Origin of the sequence: Chryseobacterium sp. MHB01, from assembly GCF_034651565.1 — a bacterium.
Classification (GTDB): Bacteria; Bacteroidota; Bacteroidia; order Flavobacteriales; family Weeksellaceae; genus Chryseobacterium; species Chryseobacterium nepalense.
The window spans coordinates 95,360-115,491 of record NZ_JAYEDA010000012.1; the positions used below are offsets into that span (position 1 = coordinate 95,360).

General features: G+C 37.0%; 18 protein-coding genes. 8 read left to right on the forward strand and 10 right to left on the reverse strand.

The features are described from left to right. Positions 1–26: 26 nt before the first annotated feature. The 3 genes from U9K52_RS17495 to U9K52_RS17505 form a co-directional block, all read right to left on the reverse strand. On the reverse strand, positions 27–1,238 hold the full coding sequence (locus U9K52_RS17495; protein WP_322927554.1) for a hypothetical protein: 1,212 nt from the start codon (positions 1,236–1,238) through the stop codon (positions 27–29). A 140-nt stretch (positions 1,239–1,378) separates the two neighbouring features. Next, positions 1,379–2,794, reverse strand: coding sequence for a leucyl aminopeptidase family protein (locus U9K52_RS17500; RefSeq protein ID WP_322927555.1), 1,416 nt, complete (start codon positions 2,792–2,794; stop codon positions 1,379–1,381). 3 nt (positions 2,795–2,797) lie between these two features. Continuing rightward, complete coding sequence (locus U9K52_RS17505) at positions 2,798–3,919, reverse strand: alpha/beta hydrolase-fold protein (protein ID WP_322927556.1); 1,122 nt, start codon at positions 3,917–3,919, stop codon at positions 2,798–2,800. A gap of 218 nt (positions 3,920–4,137) precedes the next feature. Here U9K52_RS17505 and glgB point away from each other — a divergent pair, with 218 nt between their 5' ends. From glgB to apaG, 7 genes are all read left to right on the forward strand, one after another. After that, a complete protein-coding gene (gene glgB, locus U9K52_RS17510; RefSeq protein ID WP_322927557.1) occupies positions 4,138–6,084 on the forward strand; it encodes a 1,4-alpha-glucan branching protein GlgB in 1,947 nt (648 codons plus the stop codon). Positions 6,085–6,092: 8 nt separating this feature from the next. Beyond that, positions 6,093–7,499: a glycogen/starch synthase gene (locus U9K52_RS17515; RefSeq protein ID WP_322927558.1), complete on the forward strand. Its 1,407-nt coding sequence runs from the start codon at positions 6,093–6,095 to the stop codon at positions 7,497–7,499. 93 nt (positions 7,500–7,592) lie between these two features. Further along, on the forward strand, positions 7,593–8,861 hold the full coding sequence (locus U9K52_RS17520; RefSeq protein ID WP_248393661.1) for a glucose-1-phosphate adenylyltransferase: 1,269 nt from the start codon (positions 7,593–7,595) through the stop codon (positions 8,859–8,861). Positions 8,862–8,963: 102 nt separating this feature from the next. Beyond that, entirely contained in the window at positions 8,964–10,004 is a 1,041-nt protein-coding gene (locus U9K52_RS17525) for an SRPBCC domain-containing protein (RefSeq protein ID WP_322927559.1), read from the forward strand. A gap of 123 nt (positions 10,005–10,127) precedes the next feature. Further along, the gene (locus U9K52_RS17530; protein WP_322927560.1) at positions 10,128–12,944 is read left to right on the forward strand and encodes a 2-oxoglutarate dehydrogenase E1 component; all 2,817 of its coding nucleotides are present in this window, start codon (positions 10,128–10,130) and stop codon (positions 12,942–12,944) included. Positions 12,945–13,070: 126 nt separating this feature from the next. Further along, entirely contained in the window at positions 13,071–14,333 is a 1,263-nt protein-coding gene (gene odhB / locus U9K52_RS17535) for a 2-oxoglutarate dehydrogenase complex dihydrolipoyllysine-residue succinyltransferase (protein WP_263602964.1), read from the forward strand. Between the two features lie 82 nt (positions 14,334–14,415). Continuing rightward, positions 14,416–14,805 (forward strand): Co2+/Mg2+ efflux protein ApaG, encoded by a 390-nt coding sequence (gene apaG, locus U9K52_RS17540; protein ID WP_248393657.1) that lies wholly within the window; start codon positions 14,416–14,418, stop codon positions 14,803–14,805. A 63-nt stretch (positions 14,806–14,868) separates the two neighbouring features. On the opposite strand, the gene U9K52_RS17545 is transcribed toward apaG, so the two are convergent. The 4 genes from U9K52_RS17545 to U9K52_RS17560 are packed head-to-tail and all read right to left on the reverse strand — an operon-like array spanning position 14,869 to position 17,893. Then, positions 14,869–15,423, reverse strand: a complete 555-nt coding sequence (locus U9K52_RS17545) for a 3'-5' exonuclease (protein WP_248393656.1) — start codon at positions 15,421–15,423, stop codon at positions 14,869–14,871. A 5-nt stretch (positions 15,424–15,428) separates the two neighbouring features. After that, entirely contained in the window at positions 15,429–16,034 is a 606-nt protein-coding gene (locus U9K52_RS17550; protein ID WP_322927561.1) for a hypothetical protein, read from the reverse strand. Continuing rightward, the gene (locus tag U9K52_RS17555) at positions 16,031–17,002 is read right to left on the reverse strand and encodes a glycosyltransferase family 2 protein (protein WP_322927562.1); all 972 of its coding nucleotides are present in this window, start codon (positions 17,000–17,002) and stop codon (positions 16,031–16,033) included. Before U9K52_RS17555 ends, U9K52_RS17550 begins: the two co-directional genes overlap by 4 nt. 6 nt (positions 17,003–17,008) lie before the next feature. Further along, positions 17,009–17,893 carry a lysophospholipid acyltransferase family protein gene (locus U9K52_RS17560; protein ID WP_248393653.1) on the reverse strand — a complete coding sequence of 295 codons (885 nt, stop codon included), beginning with the start codon at positions 17,891–17,893 and terminating at the stop codon, positions 17,009–17,011. A gap of 79 nt (positions 17,894–17,972) precedes the next feature. On the opposite strand from U9K52_RS17560, the gene U9K52_RS17565 reads away from it, so the two are divergent. Then, positions 17,973–18,542, forward strand: coding sequence for a thioredoxin family protein (locus U9K52_RS17565; RefSeq protein ID WP_322927563.1), 570 nt, complete (start codon positions 17,973–17,975; stop codon positions 18,540–18,542). A gap of 83 nt (positions 18,543–18,625) precedes the next feature. On the opposite strand, the gene rplI is transcribed toward U9K52_RS17565, so the two are convergent. From rplI to rpsF, 3 genes are all read right to left on the reverse strand, one after another. After that, positions 18,626–19,126, reverse strand: a complete 501-nt coding sequence (gene rplI, locus U9K52_RS17570) for a 50S ribosomal protein L9 (protein ID WP_169230733.1) — start codon at positions 19,124–19,126, stop codon at positions 18,626–18,628. 156 nt (positions 19,127–19,282) lie between these two features. Further along, complete coding sequence (rpsR, locus tag U9K52_RS17575) at positions 19,283–19,585, reverse strand: 30S ribosomal protein S18 (protein WP_002979091.1); 303 nt, start codon at positions 19,583–19,585, stop codon at positions 19,283–19,285. A 31-nt stretch (positions 19,586–19,616) separates the two neighbouring features. After that, complete coding sequence (gene rpsF, locus U9K52_RS17580; protein ID WP_066434819.1) at positions 19,617–19,958, reverse strand: 30S ribosomal protein S6; 342 nt, start codon at positions 19,956–19,958, stop codon at positions 19,617–19,619. Between the last annotated feature and the right edge of the window lie 174 nt (positions 19,959–20,132).

The window sequence follows — 20,132 nt, forward strand, 5'->3', positions numbered from 1 at the left end:
ACTTCTAACTTCTAACTTCTAACTTCTCAGCTTGTCGGTTTACTTTTAGGAGGAAGAATATTCAGCATTTCGGCAAGGATTTTCTCTGCAGCGCTGTCAAGCCTTTCCTGAATAATGATAGGATCATTGGATTTGTAAACAATTCCTACATGATGTTCAATGGGTAAGAATTTTACAGTTTCCGGACTTTCAAATTCTCCATAATCAGGATTTTTGTTTTTGATCAAAGCAATAATTAGCCCCGAATAGTATCCTGTAGGTTTTGAAACTTCGTAGTGTTTCCCCTTTAACAAAGCGTCCTCAATTCTGGCCCATTCTCTCCATATATTGATGCTGCTTGATGCTTCTACCAAATCAGGAATATGGGCGCCTCCTACGCGTGAAGAAGTTTCAAGAAAATAATATTTGTCGTCTTCGTTACTTTTGATGAACTCTGTGTGGGTTGCACCGTGCATCAGTCCAAAGCTGGAAAGGACTTTTATATTGGCAGCCTCAAGAGCTTTAAATTCATCGGAATATCTTCCCAGGGTTTTTGTCCTGAAAACACCGCCTTCATGAGAAACCTGCATGGGTGGTGCTAAATATTTTGAAGCGGAAGTGAAAGCCGTTTCTTTATTAAAAGTCAGACTGTCAACATGATATACATCGCCGGGCTTAAAGCTTTCCAGCAGAAACAAATGCCGTTCTTCACCAAGTTTATTGAGTTCTTCCCAAAGGTCTTCTTTGGATGCCAGTTTTTTGATGCCGGATGCAGAGGCTTCGGAGCGGGGTTTCAGTACCCATGGAGGAGATACTTTATCAACAAAAAGGTTTACTTCATCATTATTGAAAACAGCTGTAAATTCGGGAACATTGATTCCAGAATCCTTTGCTTTCTGCCTCATCGCCAATTTATCTCTGAAATATCGGTGCGTGGTCTGGCCCATCCCGGGAATACGGAATGTTTCACGGATCAGGGCTGCTTTTTCTACATCATAATCATCAAGGGCAACCACGGCATCCACTTTTCTCGTCTGCATGAGGTGGGAAAAGCCCTGGATAAGATGATCAAGATTCCAAACGGAAGGTTTTAGCTCAGGCATATAGAAAACCTCATCGATAGCATGCCATGGCCAGTTTTTTTCCTTCAGGTTTTCGGAAGTCACCAAAATTACCTTGTTGCCGAGGTTTTTCATTTCATCCATGAAGTCATACCCCTTATAATAGCACGAAATACATACTATTGTTTTCTTCTCCATATAATGTTTTTTAGTTTTTGATGAATTTTCAAAAATAAAAGTTGTTTTTATTTGTTTATTTAATGTTAAAATTTAAAATAAAATACAATTTTGAAAATACTGTTTCAATTATACAGAGAATTTTTGTAATAAACTAATTTTTAGTGATAATTTTCAATTAAATCTGCCAGTAACTGCACTCCAAAGCCAGTAGCTGCTTTTTCTTTGGCATATCCTACATTTCCGAAAGCCACTCCGGCAATATCAAGATGTGCCCATCTTGGATGGTTTTCAATGAATTGCTCCAAAAATTTGGCGGCAACAATACAGTCTCCAATAGGTTTCATGGATATGTTTTTAAGATCGGCAACATCAGAACGGATATCATCTTTCCAGATATCCCAAAGTGGCAGATTCCAAAGGCGCTGGTTGGTTTTGTCACCGGTTTTTATAAGAAGGTTTTTCAGCTCTTCATTATTGGAAAACATCGCTCCGCAGGTATCACCGAACATTCTTACCGAACTGCCTGTTAAGGTGGCAAGATCAATAAGAATATCTGTTTTGTAGTTTCTTGATAAGTAAGAAAGTCCATCTGCAAGAATCATTCTCCCTTCTGCGTCTGTATTCAGGACTTCGATGGTCTTCCCGTTGTAGGCTGTAATGACGTCGCTTGGCAGGAAAGCATTCTGAGAAATCGCGTTGTCTGTAACTGGAAGAATAGCAATGATATTTACAGGAAGCTGCATTTCTGCTGCATATATCAAGGCTCCTAAAACGGCTGTCGCGCCACCCATATCCGACTTCATATAATGCATATTGTCCGGATTTTTCAGGGAAATTCCGCCCGTGTCGAAAAGAACACATTTTCCTACAAGCCCGAATGTTTTGGCATTTTTAACCTCAGTTTTATATTCAATAATTGTAAAAGCAGCATCGTAAGCACTTCCCTGGTTTACCGAAAGATAAGCTCCCAAGCCCAGTTCTTCACATTTTTTCCTGTTGAATGAAGTATATTTAAAATTATATTTTTTAGCTATTGTTTTTAGATAAAGGCTGAAAGTTTCAGGCCTTTTAAGATTTGCAGGTTTATTGAGCCATTCCTGACACGCAGTCTGTCCGTTGCTCAGCGCTTCAGACTTTCGACTGATCATATCCAGTTTTTTTTGGCTTAAATTTTCAAAATGAAGTTCGAATTTTGGATTCCAGAAGGCGTGGGTTTTCTCAAAAGGATAACGATATGTTCCCAGGAGAAGACCTTTTGTGAATTCCTCAAACTGCTTTTCCGTCATAAAATCTCCAACAACCAATGTTGGAACTGCCATCAGCTTTTCTTTTTGCGCTTGAGAGAATTTAACAGCAATCTGCTGAATTTCAAAAACCGGTGAATCTTCTTTCCCTAAGCCAATGAAGTAGGCAACTCCTTCATCCTGCACATTAATAAACACTTCGTGTTTTTTACCCGTGAAAAAAGCAGTAATATTTTTATTGAAATTTTTAGAAGCTCTGTTCCATTCTTCTTCTGTAAAAAGGTGGAATATCTGCGTATAATTTTTTATTTTTTTATTGATTAGTTTCATAATTTAATTTTTATTGATTTTTTGCCGGGATTTTACTTCTACAGGATTTTCTTTACTATTATAATAGAGCCATTCGATAGCTCTTGGAAACTCCTGAGACCAGTAAAATTCACTGTGTGTGCCTTCCGGATTTATACTTGTCCTGAATTCGAAATTGAAAAGGTTTTTCTTTTCCCATTGTTTCAGGTATTCTTCGAAAATATGAATTCTTTTTACCATTTTAGAGCCTTCTTTACCTCCGCCATATAAATAAATTTTCATGTCAAAAGGAACCCTGAAATTCATCATTGGGAAATTATTGTTAGGCTCAACCCACAACGAAGGTGAAAAAATAAGCAGTTTAGAGTATACTTCAGGATATAGAAAACCGCTGTAAATACTAATCAGTGCTCCCAGAGAGCTTCCGCCGATTCCGGTATTGTCCCGGTCTTTTTTGGTACGGTAGTTTTCGTCAACAAAAGGTTTAAGCGTATCGGTGATGAAACGGATGTATTTCTTACCTTCAGAGCCGTTTGCTATATGATCGTTATCAAAAATGTATTCTTTTATCCGGTCTTCGCTTCCGTGTTCAATAGCGATGATGATGATATCACCACGTCCGTATTCCGTCAGCAGAGATAACTTTTTGTCGATCTCCCAGTTTCCGTAGTCACTTCCTTCATTAAAGAGATTCTGGGCATCCTGAAGATAAAGAACCGGATAGCTCTTGCCTGATACATAATAATCATAGGGGAGAAGGGCCCAGATTTTACGGTGACGCTCGAGCTGGGGAATATAAAATGCTTCGGAAATAACTTCTGCAATAGGAAAAAACTCTTTTTTAAAAGGTCCCCAATTGAGTCTCCATTTTTTTACCACATCTGAAGTTTCAGCTTCGGATTTATTGATCTTTCTGTTGGGTGTAATATTTCCGTATTGGTCGAGCTCCACATTCTCCCAGCCGCCTTTGGTAAATTTATATTCAATTAATTCAGGCAGAAACTCATCTTTAATTTCGATGGAATAGTTTTCGGGATCCAGCTGATCAAGTCTATATTGTTCTTCTTTCGGATTCCAGCTGTTGAAATTTCCGGTAAGGTAGATATTTCTTTCATCATGTTCTTCGGTACGGAGTTTAAATCTCATCCAGGTGTGTTTAACAATTCAAAGATAAATTTATAATAAAATCTTTTTATGGCAAATTATTTTTAAAATGATCTTATACTCCTCAAAAAGCTCTATATTTGATAGAAACTAGTGATAACGGGTAATTAAACATAATAATTTCTTCAATAATAATTAACCTTTCTTTCTGATTTTTTTAGTACTTTCAGGAAAATAATAAAATTTAAACTAAAACCGTGATGAATTCGGTTAAAACATATACACTTTTTACGGATCAAGATATTTATCTTTTCAGAGAAGGTAAACATTATAAGCTGTATGATAAATTCGGGGCACATTCTGCTGAAAAAGACGGAGTGCCGGGTGTTTACTTTTCGGTCTGGGCTCCTAATGCCAAAAAAGTTTCAGTAATCGGAAATTTCAACAACTGGAATTCCAAAGATCATATTCTTTTTCCCAGATGGGACGGCTCAGGAATCTGGGAGGGTTTCATTGCCGGTCTTACCTGGGGAACCTTGTATAAATATGCTATAGAAACTGCCGGAGGAGAAATTCTTGAAAAAAGTGATCCTTATGCATTAAGCTGGGAACAGAATATTCAGGCAGCATCTTTGTTTTCAACAACATGGTATGAATGGAATGACAAAGAATGGATGGACCGCCGCTGGAAAAAAAACAGCCTTACAGCTCCGCTTTCCGTATATGAGCTTCATATTGCTTCCTGGATGAGAAATGAGGAAGATCCTGAAAAATTTTTAAATTATCGCGATATAGCGGAAAGGCTCGTACCTTATATCAAAGAAATGGAATTCACGCACGTTGAATTTATGCCTGTTATGGAGTATCCGTATGACCCGAGCTGGGGATACCAGATTACAGGTTTTTTTGCTGCCACTTCTCGTTTCGGATCGCCTCAGGATCTGATGTTTTTAATTGATGAACTTCACCGCAACAATATCGGTGTGATTCTGGACTGGGTTCCGTCCCATTTTCCTGGTGATGCCAACGGATTACACAGATTCGACGGTTCTTACCTATATGAACATGAAGATCCGAGAAAAGGTTTTCATCCCGACTGGAAATCCTATATTTTCAATTACGGAAGAAATGAAGTAAAATCTTTTTTAATTTCAAATGCTATGTTTTGGCTGGAACGTTATCATGCAGACGGACTGCGTGTGGATGCGGTTACTTCCATGCTCCATCTCGATTATTCCAGAAATGAGGGCGAATGGGAACCCAATATCTATGGGGGAAATGTAAATCTGGAAGCAAAAACGTTCTTACAGGAATTTAATACGGCAGTGTATAAAGAGTTTGGTGATTCCATTATTACCATCGCTGAAGAGAGTTCGGATTTTCCAATGCTTACTAAACCTGTTCACAATGGAGGTGTAGGTTTTGGTATGAAATGGATGATGGGCTGGATGCACGATACACTGGATTATTTTAAAAAAGATCCTATTGACAGAAAATTTTATCATCATAAATTGACTTTTGCTTCCATGTACATGTATAATGAAAATTATATGATGCCTTTATCTCATGATGAGGTCGTACATGGTAAATCGAGCCTGATTTACAAGATGTTTGGTGACGAATGGCAGAAATTTGCCAATCTCCGGGCACTGTATGTGTATATGTTTACGCATCCTGGAGCCAAACTTTTATTCATGGGCGATGAGTTCGGGCAGACCAATGAATGGAATTTCAAAAAAAGTCTGGACTGGCATTTGCTTGTATATCCCGTTCATAAAGGATTACAGAAACTGGTAAAAGATCTTAATCATATCTACAGGAATGAAACTGCTTTTTACGAAAATCAGTTTTCGCCGGAAGGCTTTGAATGGATACAGGCAGATGATGTGGATAACTCTGTCTACATCTACTTGAGAAAGGGGAAGCGAAAAGATGATTCATACATGGTAATTCTTAACCTGACTCCAAGAGTTATTGATTACAAAATTGGTGTAGCTGCAGGAACCCATTGGGAAGTAATTCTAAATTCTGATGATGAGCATTATGCAGGAAGCGGTGTGAAAGCCGATATTTTTAATGAACAGTATGAGGAGTATATGGGACATCAGAAATCTATAAGCCTTAATCTTCCTCCGATGGCAGGGATTATTTTAAAAAGAAAAGACAAGCAATACAAGCAAAATAGAATTAAACACCACAAAAGATAAGATAGAAAATGGTAATTTATCATCTAAGCACGGAATGTTATCCGGTGGCAAAAGTAGGAGGCTTGGCCGATGTAGTGGGCGCTTTGCCGAAATATCAGAATAAAATTAAAGATATTGAAGCGAAGGTTGTTATGCCCTGGTACAACAAATCTTTTGTCTACGATCATGAGTTTGACATAGTTTTTGATGGCTTTATTCACCAGGGAGGAAATATGCTTCGGGTGCAGGTTTTAAAGGAGAAATCAAATGTTTTGGGCTTCGAACTGTACATGGTAAAAATCCCGGGACTTTTAGACAGAGACAATCCTTACGGCTACCAGGACGAAAATTTTCAGTTTTTAGGTTTTCAGCATGGCGTTCTTCACTGGTTAAGTGCGATGAATATCCGTCCGGATGTTTTACACTGCCATGATTATCATACAGGATTGGTTCCTTTTATGATTGAATATTGTCCTGAATTTTCTTCCCTTAAAGGAGTGAAAACTATAGCAACAATCCACAACGGCGAATATCAGGGAATGATGAGCTGGGAAATGGCCCGGTTTCTTCCATCCTTCGATCAGTATAAATGGGGATTAATGGATTGGAACGGACTGATCAATCCTCTCGCAAGCATGATCAAATGTGCCCATGCTTTTACAACCGTTTCTCAGGGCTATCTTGAAGAGCTGTATGTAAGCTTCCGCGGTCTTGAAAGTCTTGTAAGGGACGAATTTGGTAAGGCATACGGAATTATCAACGGAATTGATACCGAAGTTTGGAACCCGGAAACCGACCCGATGCTGGATTTTAATTTTAACATTAAAAATGCTGTTGAGCAGAAAAGGAAAGGCAAAGAAAAACTTTGTAAAGAATATGGATTGAAGCCTGAACTTCCTTTGTTTGCCTTTATCGGAAGATTTGCCACAGAAAAAGGCGCCGATCTTCTTCCTGATATTGTCTGGAAAAGCATTAAACAAAGCTACGGTGCACTCAACATCATGGTTTTAGGATCCGGTAACAGTTATATTGAAAATAAGCTTAAAGAATACGATTATACGTATACCAATTTTGCTTTGGATTTGGGATATAAGGAACATCTTTCCCATAAAATATACGCTTCGGCGGATTTTTTGCTGATGCCTTCAAGGGTAGAGCCTTGTGGTCTCAATCAGATGTACTCCATGAGATACGGAACGGTACCGATTGTACGCTACACCGGAGGTCTGAGAGATACAGTAGCTGATATTTCCACGGGTGGAGCAGGGATTAATTTTAGCTATCCCGGAGTAGATGATGTAATCCATGCCATGAACAGGGCATTAATGCTTTACAATCAAAAGGATGTAATGGAAAATCTGATTCATGCCAATATGAATTTTGATTTTTCATGGGAAAAGTCAGCAGAAAAATATATAGCTTTATATAAAAATTAATTTTGAGAATTGTCTGAAATTAATTTCTGAAGTAAATATATAGACACCAAAAACAGAACAGTAAACTTAATAAAATAAAACGCAAAATAATTTATGAATCGCAATGTCATTTCCATTGTTTTAGGAGGAGGTAGAGGAACAAGGTTGTTCCCATTAACGTTCACAAGATCTAAACCGGCAGTTCCCATCGCTGGAAAATACAGGCTGGTAGATATTCCTATTTCAAACTGTTTAAATTCAGGAATGAACAAAATTCTGGTTTTAACGCAATTTAATTCTGCCTCTTTAAATTCACACATTAAAAACTCTTACCATTTCGATATTTTCAGCAAAGGTTTTGTAGATATTCTTGCCGCAGAACAGAATGTTGAAAACGAAAATTGGTATCAGGGAACGGCTGACGCAGTACGCCAGTCGATGAAACATTTAGAAAAATATGATTATGATTATATCTTGATTCTTTCGGGAGACCAGCTTTACCAGATGGATTTCAAAGAAATGCTGGATTTCCATATCGAAAAAGGTGGCGACGTTACTATTGCAACCATTCCGGTAAACGCCAAAGATGCTACAGGTTTTGGAATTTTGAGTTCTGATGACGAAGGCAACATAACCTCTTTTGTTGAAAAACCGGGATATGATATCTTAGATGGTTTAAAATCTGAAGTTTCGGAAGAAAACAAACATGCGGGAAAAGAATATCTGGCTTCAATGGGGATTTATATCTTCACCAAAAGCATTTTGAAAAAAATGTTTGATGAAGGAGCCGGAGACGATTTCGGAAAAGACATTATCCCTAATTCCATCGGGAAATATACTACGTTAAGCTATCAGTATGAAGGCTACTGGACAGACATCGGAACCATAGAATCTTTCTACGAAGCAAACCTGGATCTTTGCCAGGACTTTCCTCAGTTTAATCTTTTCTCTTCATCACCAATCTATACGAGAGCTAGAATGCTTCCGCCATCCAAAATTAACGGTTCTTACGTAAGTAAGGCGGTTTTCGGTGACGGATGTATTATTATGGCAGATAAAATCGAAAATTCCGTAATCGGAAACAGAACAAGAATCGATAAGGGAAGTACCATCGTAAATTCTTACGTTATGGGCGCTGACTTTTATCAGGATCCTGCAGAAATTATCAACAATGACAGAAATGGGCAGCCTAATATGGGCATAGGGAAATACTGCTATATTGAAAAAGCAATTTTAGATAAAAACTGCCACATTGGCGACAATGTACGCATCATTGGAGGAAAACATATCAGTGACGGCGACTACGGTACATACTCCGTTCAGGACGGTATTATTGTAGTGAAAAAGGGTGCGGTACTTACACCGGGAACTCATATCGGATAAGGAGATTAAAAAATTTAAACTTAGTTTAACTTTATCAAAAATAAATTAAAACAGAGTGATCATCATATTGGTCACTTTTGTTATTTTCAATACATTTGTACGATGCGTTTCTTTAAAATCATAGCAGCTATTGTTTTATTACTGATCGGGGCTTATGCGGCTTCCATGTATTATTTTGTGGATGAAAGCAAAGATTTTACAATCGAAAAAGAAATCAATTATCCGGTAGAAAAAGTTTTTAACCAGTTTAATAATCTTCAGAATTTTACAAGGTGGAATAATTTCTTCACCAGTTCAAGTTCCGTTGATATTGATTATTATACACCCTATGAAGGGCAGGGAAGTTCCATAAGCTATACAGACCCGAAAAATGATACGAACGGGGAAATGTTCCTCCGCTACGAAAATCCAAACAGAACCTTACGCTATCAGCTCTTTGAAGACAACAATGAAAGTCCTACTGTGGTTGATGTGAAATTTAAGTCCGTAGCCGCAGAAAAAACAAAAATCACCTGGATTGTACATACTCCTAAACTGTCTGTTTTAAGACGTGTTGAAAACTTCTGGACAGAAGACCGTTTTGCTGAAAATATTAATAAGAGCATGATTAATCTCAACAATGTTTTAGGTAATAAAGTTGAAAAAGACAATCAGATGGCAGCTATAAAATACGATAGCCTTATGGTTGAAAATGAGGAAGAAAAGCTTCTCCTGGGAATTAACGTAAGCACTTCCAACAAAAAAGATGCGCTCTACAGAAATATTGTGATGAATTATAACAAAATTTATAATTACACCACGATGGATCTGGGCAAAAAAGAGGATGAATTTGGTTTTCCGGTAATGATCACGGATGCCGACAATTATAAAGATAAGGAAGTTTCTTATTTTCTTGGAATTCCTTTGTCTAAACAATTCGGGCTTACGGATAACAATTTCAGTTTCAGGACTCAATCTCCTACCCAAAACTATATCATGTATTATAAAGGGACTTATGACGGGAGAATAAAAGCAATTCAGCAGCTTATTCAGAAAGCCAAAAAAGATGAGATGCGTTTTGGTGATATCCGGCAGACGTTTTTGGAACGCCCGGTAGAGGATGGAGATGTGAATATGAAACTCTCATTATCAGTATTTAAGTAAATTCATTAAATTTATTTCTTTTATAGTTTTTTTAATAGTTGCAGGCTGTTCCAAGTCGGTTTTTTTTATTAAATTTGACGTTTAATTCTACAAACAAATTTTAATAACAGATAAACTGTAATAATGGACAGATTTTCATTCCTAAACGCAGCTCATTCTCAGTTAATTGAGGATTTATACCAACAGTATTTAAAATTTCCCGATTCTTTAGAACCATCATGGAAGGCCTTTTTTCAAGGTTTCGATTTTGCTTTGGAGAATTACGGGGAAGACGATTATAGTCAGTACACACAGGCTCCGGCTGCTTCTGCTCCGGTAGTACAGCAGGCAGCACAGGCTGCATCAAACGGTGAAGTTCCTGAGCATATCAAAAAAGAATTTAAGGTGGTAAACCTTATCGAAGCGTACAGAACGAGAGGACATCTGTTTACGAAAACAAACCCTGTTAGAGAAAGAAGACATTATACTCCGACTTTAGACATCGAAAACTTCGGCCTTGATAAGTCGGATTTAAATACAAAATTCAATTGTGCAGTTGAAACAGGGATGAAGGGTCCTGCAACGTTACAAGAGCTTATCACACACCTTGAGAATATCTATTGTGATTCTATCGGGGTAGAGTATATGCACATCAACAACGTTGAAGAAAAAGATTTTATTAAAAAATGGATCCAGGTTAACGAAAACCATCCAGGTCTTTCAGCAAATGAAAAAACTGAGATTTTATTAAAATTAAATCAGGCTGTTGCATTTGAAAATTACCTTCATACAAAATTTGTCGGACAAAAAAGATTTTCTCTTGAAGGTGGTGAAACATTGATTCCTGCATTGGATCAGTTAATTTCAAGATCTTCACAGTTGGGCGTTGATGAGGTTGTTTTAGGAATGGCGCACAGAGGGAGACTGAATGTTCTTACCAATATTTTCGGAAAGTCTTACAAGCAAATCTTCTCGGAGTTTGAAGGAAAAGAATTTGAAGAAGACGTATTCTCGGGAGATGTAAAATACCATTTAGGTTCATCTAAAAAAATTAAAACAGCCTCAGGAGAGGAAGTTTCCATCAATCTTACCCCGAATCCGTCTCACCTTGAAACGGTTGCTGCTCTTGTAGAAGGAATCTGCCGTGCAAAAGTAGATGATAAGTACAAAGGTGATTATTCTAAAATTTTACCGATCGTAATCCATGGTGACGGCGCTATTGCCGGACAGGGTATTGCTTACGAAGTTGCCCAGATGATGACACTGGAAGGTTACAGAACAGGTGGTACGGTTCATATCGTAGTTAATAACCAGGTTTCCTTCACAACGAATTACATGGATGCAAGATCTTCAACATATTGTACAGATATTGCAAAAGTTACGGAATCTCCTGTAATGCACGTAAATGCTGATGATGCAGAAGCTGTTGTTCATGCAATCCACTTTGCTGCTGATTTCAGAGCGAAATTCGGTAAAGATGTGTACATTGATTTGTTAGGATACAGAAAATACGGACACAACGAAGGGGATGAGCCAAGATTTACGCAGCCGAATCTTTATAAAATCATTTCAAAACATCCGAACCCAAGAGAGATCTATAAAGATAAATTGTTGAAAGACAGCGTAACCTCAAATGATGTTATTGCTAAAATGGAAACGGAATTCAAAGCACTTTTAGATGAAAATTTCGATGCATCCAAAGAAATAGAAAAAAACGTGATGGATGTATTCATGGCAGATGACTGGACCAATTATCCAATCGCCAAAAGAGGCGCAGTTCAGGATTCTGTTGATACAAAATATGACCTTGAAAAGCTGAAAGAACTGGCCGTTAAAATGTCTACGCTTCCTGCTGATAAAAAGTTCCTAAACAAAATTACAAGACTTTTTGAAAACAGGATTAAAGCAATCGAAGCCGATTCTTTAGACTGGGCTTTAGGAGAATGGCTGGCTTATGCAACCCTTTTAGTGGAAGGCCATAACATAAGAATTTCCGGGGAAGATGTAGAAAGAGGAACCTTCTCACACAGACATGCCGTGGTAAAGACTGAAGATACGGAAGAAGAATATATCCCGCTAAGACATGTTTCAGAAAGCAGATTTGATGTGTATAACTCTCATCTTTCAGAATATGGGGTTTTAGGTTTTGATTACGGTTATGCAATGGCATCACCTAATACTTTAACCATTTGGGAAGCTCAGTTCGGAGATTTCGTAAACGGTGCCCAGATTATTGTTGATCAGTATCTGGCTGCTGCAGAAGAAAAGTGGAAAATTCAGGATGGTTTGGTAATGCTATTGCCACACGGTTCGGAAGGTCAGGGAGCGGAACACTCTTCTGCAAGACTGGAAAGATTCCTTACCTTATGTGCCAATGAAAATATGGTGGTTGCCAATATCACTTCTCCTGCAAACTATTTCCATTTATTAAGAAGACAGCTGAAATGGTCATTCAGAAAGCCGTTAATCGTAATGAGTCCTAAATCATTGCTAAGACATCCGAAAGTAGTTTCTCCACTTGAAGATTTTGCAAACGGAGGTTTCCAGCCAATTCTTGATGATCCTTCTGCAGATCCTAAAAAAGTTGAAAAATTAGTGCTTTGTTCAGGAAAATTATACTTTGAATTACTAGCTAAAAAAGAAGAGCTGAATGCTGAAAATATTGCATTGGTAAGGTTCGAGCAGTTATACCCTTTACAGAATAACGCTATTGAAGCCATCTTCGAAAAATATTTAAACAGAAAAGAAATTGTTTGGGCTCAGGAAGAACCTGAAAATATGGGAGCATGGTCTTATATCTTAAGAAACTTCAGAGATACGGGAATCCAGGTAATCGCTCCGGTTCCAAGCGGTGCTCCGGCTCCCGGAAGTCACAAAATGTTTGAGAAAAATCAGAATGCAGTGATCAACAGAGTATTCGACAGAAATGATGCTCCGGTAAAAAGACCTGTAACCGCTTAATTTTAATAAAGTGAGAGGTGAGATGTTATAAGTAAGATGTACAAGAATAAAGCTAAGATTCTAAAATCTATTCATCTATTCTCATAAAGTCAAAAAGATAATAAATAAAAAAATAAAAAATACGATATGTCAGTTTTAGAAATGAAAGTTCCTTCACCGGGCGAATCAATTACAGAAGTTGAAATTGCAACCTGGCTTGTAAAAGATGGTGATTATGTAGAGAAAGATCAACCCATCGCGGAGGTAGATTCAGACAAAGCAACGCTGGAATTGCCTGCTGAAGAAAGCGGTGTAATTACTTTAAAAGCTGAAGAAGGGGATGTGGTACAGGTAGGACAAGTGGTTTGCTTAATCGATATGGATGCTGCAAAACCTTCAGGAAGTGCTGCTCCTGCTGCTGAAGCTCCAAAACAGGAAGAAGCTCCAAAAGCTGCTGAGCCTGCTAAACAGGAAGTACCGGTTCAACAACCTGTTGCTCAACCTGCTGCAACACAAACCTATGCAACGGGCGCTCCGTCTCCTGCAGCTAAAAAAATCCTTGATGAAAAAGGAATGGACGCTGCACAGGTTTCAGGAAGCGGAAGAGATGGAAGAATTACAAAATCAGATGCTGAACTTGCTGCTGTTCCTGCATTGGGAGGAAATCCGGTTACCGCTACAGGTTCAAGATCTACCACTACTACAAAACTTTCAGTTCTTAGAAGAAAAATAGCACAGAGATTAGTTTCTGTGAAGAACGAGACGGCGATGCTAACAACATTTAATGAAGTTGACATGTCCGAAATCTTTAGATTAAGAAAATTATATAAAGAAGAATTTGCTCAGAGACACGGCGTTGGACTTGGTTTCATGTCTTTCTTCACAAAAGCGGTTACAAGAGCATTGCAAATGTACCCGGACGTTAATGCATCCATCGACGGAGATTTCAAAGTAAATTATGATTTCTGCGATATTTCAATTGCCGTTTCAGGTCCTAAAGGATTAATGGTTCCTGTATTGAGAAATGCGGAAAACATGTCTTTTGCCAGTGTTGAGGCGAATATCAAAGATCTTGCTACAAAAGTAAGAGACGGGAAGATTACAGTTGACGAAATGACAGGGGGTACTTTTACCATTACCAATGGTGGTACATTCGGTTCTATGATGTCAACACCGATTATTAATCCTCCGCAATCTGCAATTCTTGGAATGCACAATATCATTCAAAGACCGGTAGCTGTTGACGGGCAGGTGGTTATCCGCCCAATGATGTATGTAGCAATGTCTTACGACCACAGAATTATCGACGGAAAAGAGTCTGTTGGATTCCTGGTTGCGGTAAAAGAAGCCATTGACAATCCGGTAGGAATTTTAATGAACGGGGACGAAAGAAAAGGCCTGGGCTTATAAGTATAAAAACAAATTATAAGATATAAATTTCAATCTCGCCCAAAAAGGGCGAGATTTTTGTATATTTTAAGAAAATACCAAGATGATGTTCTCCAAAATGACCTCCAATATCAAAGTTTCAGTAATACCTGAATATGATAGCAAAAACAGTTATCCATCTGAAAACAGATATGTTTTCAAGTATAACATAACGATCGAAAATGACGGAAGCTTTCCGATAAAGATTTTAAAGCGAAAATGGCTGATTTTCGATGTGGGATTCGGCTATACGGAAATCATCGGAGACGGTGTTATAGGCTTAACACCCGAAATTGCTGTCAGTGAAAATTTTGCCTATTTTTCCAATGTAATGCTTCGTTCCGGAGTCGGAAATATGAGTGGAAAGTACCTCGTAAGAAATATGGAAACCCAGGAAAATTTTGAAATTGATATTCCGAAATTTAATTTGTTATCAGAAGTTTTAAGCAATTAAAATTCCCAAATACGGAATTATTCCTTATTCTGGAATTTGCATGTTGCCTATAGAAAAAAAAAATTAAAGTTTTTTTATTTTTAATTTCATAACATCACTTATTTCCTCATTACTGCTTAAAAACAGCTTTTCAAAAGCCAGTAAAGATATTTTTGCACACACCTCTGCATCATCGCCCGCTCTATGATGGTTAAAGCTTAACTGATGATATTCTGCCAAATGTTTCAGTCCGTACCTTGGTAAATAATTCCATGATTTTTTGGCTAGCTGAATGCTGCATAAATAATTCAGCTTTGGAGTAAATATTCCGTAATGATTCAGGCAACCGCGTAATACACCGGCGTCAAAACCTGCGTTGTGTGCAATCATTAAAGTTCCGTACATCATTTCTTCCACTTCATACCAGATTTCATCGAAAGTAGGAGCGTCTTTTACGTCGTCTGCCACAATTCCGTGTACGTCGACATTAAAAGGATTAAAATAAGGGAAACTCGGCGGTTTAATGAGCCATGTCCTGGTTTCGATAATTTTTGAATCCTGTACGATACAAACTCCCAGTTCACATGCAGAATTTCTCTCGTGCGTAGCGGTCTCAAAATCTATTGCACAAAAATCCATAATTTCTAAGTTGTTATTTTAAAAAAGAGTGTACTTTTGTTCGTGGCAACCTTGGTGATATCACTAATAATATTGCTGTATTTTTGTTTTAAACTATTAATATCAACGCCATCCTTATCACTTACCGTAATAATAAATCCCGTAGTCATATTTTTACTTTCCGGTGTATCAATGGTCTCTTTTAAAATGCTTCCGTGCGTAATTTTTTCGCTGAGGTATTGATTTAAATTTTCTACCGCGTTTTTGTCAGCATTTTTATTGATGGTAATCCGGAACCTTCCGCCATTAAGGCCTTCTTTAAGCCTTACCAGATAAACAGAGTTTCTTTTGAAATTAACTTTACCTTTTTTATCAACTTTATCACGGATATCTTTAAAAGACAAATTCTTCTCGGATGCCGGTTTTTCTTTTTCAGGATCGAGATTATCAACAATATCACGAAATGAAAAAATCTTAACATTTACAGGATCTGTATCTTTTAAAATTTCCGTACTTTTTTCTGATATTGTTTTAATGCTGTAACTTTTATCAATAGCAGACCATGCATTTTTCTGCGAAAATGACTGCTGAAAGAAAAGTAAAAATAATAAGACTAGTGGAGTTGTTTTCATTTCAAAAAATGTTTAAAAATCAACCATTTAGATTGATAAAATTGATGTTTCTGATTCTTCTGCCGTTTTTTCCATGTTCCGGGAATATAAGTATAAAAAGCAAAATGCGCTCTTCCTACTGCCCAAAAATGAGAGATTCCGTATTTGTAACCAAAATATAAAGCAGCGAATCCGTCAAGACAAAGCCTTGAAAATATTACGACAATTAACTGTGGAAACGGCAAATTTTTCAAAAGCATTAAAAGGTTATTCCTCATATTAAGGAACGTTTTTTTTGCACTTTGCTTATTCAATGTTCCGCCACCAACGTGAAAAACTTCAGATTTTCCGGTATAAAAAATCTTTTTTCCTGAATTAATTAATCTCCAGCAGAGATCAATTTCTTCCTGATGGGCAAAAAAGCGTTCATCAAAACCGTTTTGTTCCCAAAAATCTTTTGAGCGGATAAATAAGCAGCATCCCGAAGCCCAGAAAATTTCAGCTTCATCATTATATTGTCCGTGATCTTCCTCAATGTCATCAAAAACTCTTCCTCTGCAATATGGATATCCCAAATTATCAATCAGTCCACCTGCGGCACCTGCGAATTCAAAATAATTTTTTCTGTCGTATGACAAGATTTTCGGCTGTACCGCTGCTATATCGGGATTTTTTTCCAGCAATTCAATCGCAGGACCTGTCCAGTTTTCAGTCACTTCAACATCAGAATTCAGAAGGCAGTATATTTCGTTCTTGATATGCTTCAAACCTTCATTATATCCGCCTGCGAAACCGTAATTTTTATCGTTTTTAATAACTTTTACTTCTGGAAAATGGTTCAGTAAAAAAGCAATAGAATTATCTGTTGAAAGATTGTCGATCACATAAATATCTGATTGAGGAGAGAAACGAACTACGTCCGGAAGAAATTTTTCCAGCCATGATTTTCCGTTCCAGTTTAATATGACAACCGCTAATTTTTTTGACATTCGTTACTAAATTTTTTCAGAATCAAAATTTTTGATAGAATCCTGATATTTCCACTTTCTATGAGACCAGAGATAATTGTCGGGACGTTTATTAATTGTATTTTCCAGTAATTTATGGAATTTTTTTACTACTTCATGTTCAACAAATTTTTCTCCATCCGGATAGATTCTGTGGTAATTGACCTGATAGAACCCGCGTTTCACCTTCTTCATCTCACAATAAATGAAGGCAAGATCCATTTTTGTTGCCAGTCTGTCGTAGCCTGTAAAAACAGGAGTTCTCTGATTAAGAAATTCCAAGCCATAGGTGATATGAGCAAAATGTGGAGTCTGGTCCGCCACAAACATGTAGGCTGAGCTTCCGTCGTTCCTGGACCGTACAATATTAAGGATTACTTCTTTTGCTTCAAGCGCCTCATTGCCGAATTTATTTCGGACATTTTTCATCTGATTTTCCCAGAAATCACTGTTTACTTTTCTATACACGGGATGGCAGTGGTCCTGCGGAATTATTTTCGCCAAAGCATTAATCCATTCCCAATTGAATACATGCCCTGCCAATAAGATGATGTTTTTCCCTTCTTGTTTTGCTTCATGGAAAACTTCCTGGTTAATATGCTGCATCCTTACTCTTGATTCCGTTTCTGAAATACCAAAAGATTTAATGGTTTCTACCAGATAATCGGAAAAATTACGGTAGAATTTTTTTCTTATTTCTTTTATTTCCTGTTCAGATTTTTCGGGAAAGGAGTTTTTAAGATTTTTAGTAATTACATTTTTCCGATAGCCTACCAAATAATAATTCAGAAAGAACATAATATCTGAAAAAACATACAATATTTTCAGAGGAAGCTTGGAAATCAAGTTTAATATTTTTATCAGAAAATTCATAAAACAGGCAAATTTACGGATAATAAAAATATGGTTGTATTTTTGCATGCAAATACTCATATTTTTTTAATTTTACAATATGAAAAAATTATCACTAATAGGTTTTTTGGGATTAAGTTTTTTTGCCTTTTCTCAAAATATTAAGCCGGCAGACGAAAGAAAAAATGATGAAAAGTCATTGTTGGTAAAGCCAGATCAGTCTGAACTGGATGCTAAAAAGAAAGCTGCGGAAGAAAAGGCTAAATTACCAAAGCCATATGATCCGAAAGCTGATGCTGAAAAAGATATTCAGAACCTTATTGCTAAAGCAAAAAAAGAGAAAAAGAATATAATGATCCAAGCTGGCGGAAATTGGTGTATCTGGTGCCTCAGATTCAACCAGTTTGTACAAACAACACCGGAGCTGAAATCAATTGTTGATAAGAGCTATGAATATTATCACCTCAATTATTCCCCTGACAACAAAAACGAAAAAGTTTTTGAAGCCTATGGAAATCCCGGCGAAAAATTCGGTTATCCTGTGTTCATTATTCTGGATAAAAACGGCAAAATGATCCATGTTCAGCAGAGTGACGTGTTGGAAGAAGGTAAAGGGTACAGCCTTGAAAAAGTAAAAGAGTTTTTTAAGGAATGGGTTCCAAAGTCATAAACTTAACTCGCGAATTTTATTTATTAAGCAAAACAAAAACCACTTCAAATTGAAGTGGTTTTGTATTATACAAGTATTGTAGATTAAGCTTCTTCAGATTTTGCTTCTTCTTTTTTAGCAGGAGCAGCTTCTACCGGAGCATCAGATACGATATCGAATTCGAAATTGTATTCTACATTTCTGTGTAGTCTGATGTTAGCCGTTACTTTACCAGTTCTCTTGATTGTATTTCCTGGGATTTTGATGTATTTCTTCTCTACAGAAACTCCTGCTTTTCCAAGAGCTGCAGAAAGATCTGCATTGTTGATAGATCCGAATAATTTATCACCAGAACCTACTTTTGCAGGAATAGTAATAGAAGTTTTTTTCAATTGTTCAACTACAGCGTTTGCAGCAGCGATTAACTTAGCTTCTTCTTCTTTTCTAGCTTCCAAAGTAGCTTCAAGAGCTGCTTTATTTTTAGGAGTTGCTAAAAGTGCGTATCCCTGAGGAATTAAGAAGTTTCTAGCATAACCTGGCTTTACGCTTACGGTGTCGAATTCAAGACCTAAATTTTCTACGTCTTTTTTTAGGATAATGTCCATTGTTGTTGTCCTTTTTTAGATGTTAGAATTTAGAAATCAGATGTTAGACATTTTGTCTCAAACCTTAAATCTATTATCTAAAATCAAGTTAGAATTAATTATTTATTCAGCAACAAAAAGCCAAAAGCTAATGCTAATGGCTAATTGCAATTTTTTTTATTTCAATAAGTCAGCTACGTATGGTAGTAACGCAAGGTGTCTTGCTCTTTTGATTGCAGCAGAAACTTTTCTTTGGTATTTTAAAGAAGTTCCAGTGTATCTTCTTGGTAAGATTTTACCTTGTTCGTTTACGAACTGTAATAAGAAATCAGCATCTTTGTAATCAACGTGCTTAATTCCGTATTTTTTGAATCTACAATATTTCTTTTCAGATTTTGTATTGATATCAAGCGGAGTAAGGAATTTTACTTCAGATTCTCCTCCAGCTGAGGCTTGTTTAGCCATTTCGTCTATTGCCATGTCTTGTCTTTTTAAAAAATAGGGTTAATAATTAAGCTTTAGCTGCTTTTACTTTTGCTCTTCTAGTTACAGCGTAGTCAACAGCATGTTTGTCTAGTTTTGTAGTAAGGTAACGGATTACTCTCTCGTCACGCTTGAATGCTAATTCTAGATCAGCTACTACAGAACCTTCACCTTTAAATTCAATTAAAGTGTAAAATCCGTTCTTTTTCAATTGGATCGGGTAAGCTAATTTTTTTAATCCCCAGTTTTCTTTAGCAACGATTTCGCAGTTCTTTTCTTTGATAAGATCTACATACTTGTTCACTGCTTCCTCCACCTGAGCTTCAGATAGAACGGGAGTTAAAATGAAAACAGTTTCGTAATTGTTCATAATGTTAAAAAATTTGTTAATTATTTCGAGGTGCAAAAGTAGGGAATATATTTGTAATAAACAATAAAGCCGAGGAATTTTGTTAAAATATTGGTAAGGTTTACCTGGCAAAAATATATTTCTTTGTATAAGGAGCTTTTTCCCGCTCTCTCTACTCGCTTTTCCAATGGTTTC

What these genes read in the sequence shown, in the direction of transcription:
- U9K52_RS17530 (WP_322927560.1), top strand. Translation starts at nt 10,128, where the DNA reads ATGGACAGATTTTCATTCCTAAACGCAGCTCATTCTCAGTTAATTGAG.
- U9K52_RS17500 (WP_322927555.1), bottom strand. Translation starts at nt 2,794, where the DNA reads ATGAAACTAATCAATAAAAAAATAAAAAATTATACGCAGATATTCCAC.
- U9K52_RS17505 (WP_322927556.1), bottom strand. Translation starts at nt 3,919, where the DNA reads ATGAGATTTAAACTCCGTACCGAAGAACATGATGAAAGAAATATCTAC.
- glgB (WP_322927557.1), top strand. Translation starts at nt 4,138, where the DNA reads ATGAATTCGGTTAAAACATATACACTTTTTACGGATCAAGATATTTAT.
- odhB (WP_263602964.1), top strand. Translation starts at nt 13,071, where the DNA reads ATGTCAGTTTTAGAAATGAAAGTTCCTTCACCGGGCGAATCAATTACA.
- rpsF (WP_066434819.1), bottom strand. Translation starts at nt 19,958, where the DNA reads ATGAACAATTACGAAACTGTTTTCATTTTAACTCCCGTTCTATCTGAA.
- U9K52_RS17495 (WP_322927554.1), bottom strand. Translation starts at nt 1,238, where the DNA reads ATGGAGAAGAAAACAATAGTATGTATTTCGTGCTATTATAAGGGGTAT.
- U9K52_RS17555 (WP_322927562.1), bottom strand. Translation starts at nt 17,002, where the DNA reads ATGTCAAAAAAATTAGCGGTTGTCATATTAAACTGGAACGGAAAATCA.
- U9K52_RS17565 (WP_322927563.1), top strand. Translation starts at nt 17,973, where the DNA reads ATGAAAAAATTATCACTAATAGGTTTTTTGGGATTAAGTTTTTTTGCC.
- rpsR (WP_002979091.1), bottom strand. Translation starts at nt 19,585, where the DNA reads ATGGCAATAGACGAAATGGCTAAACAAGCCTCAGCTGGAGGAGAATCT.
- U9K52_RS17550 (WP_322927561.1), bottom strand. Translation starts at nt 16,034, where the DNA reads ATGAAAACAACTCCACTAGTCTTATTATTTTTACTTTTCTTTCAGCAG.
- rplI (WP_169230733.1), bottom strand. Translation starts at nt 19,126, where the DNA reads ATGGACATTATCCTAAAAAAAGACGTAGAAAATTTAGGTCTTGAATTC.
- U9K52_RS17515 (WP_322927558.1), top strand. Translation starts at nt 6,093, where the DNA reads ATGGTAATTTATCATCTAAGCACGGAATGTTATCCGGTGGCAAAAGTA.
- U9K52_RS17520 (WP_248393661.1), top strand. Translation starts at nt 7,593, where the DNA reads ATGAATCGCAATGTCATTTCCATTGTTTTAGGAGGAGGTAGAGGAACA.
- U9K52_RS17525 (WP_322927559.1), top strand. Translation starts at nt 8,964, where the DNA reads ATGCGTTTCTTTAAAATCATAGCAGCTATTGTTTTATTACTGATCGGG.
- U9K52_RS17545 (WP_248393656.1), bottom strand. Translation starts at nt 15,423, where the DNA reads ATGGATTTTTGTGCAATAGATTTTGAGACCGCTACGCACGAGAGAAAT.
- apaG (WP_248393657.1), top strand. Translation starts at nt 14,416, where the DNA reads ATGATGTTCTCCAAAATGACCTCCAATATCAAAGTTTCAGTAATACCT.
- U9K52_RS17560 (WP_248393653.1), bottom strand. Translation starts at nt 17,893, where the DNA reads ATGAATTTTCTGATAAAAATATTAAACTTGATTTCCAAGCTTCCTCTG.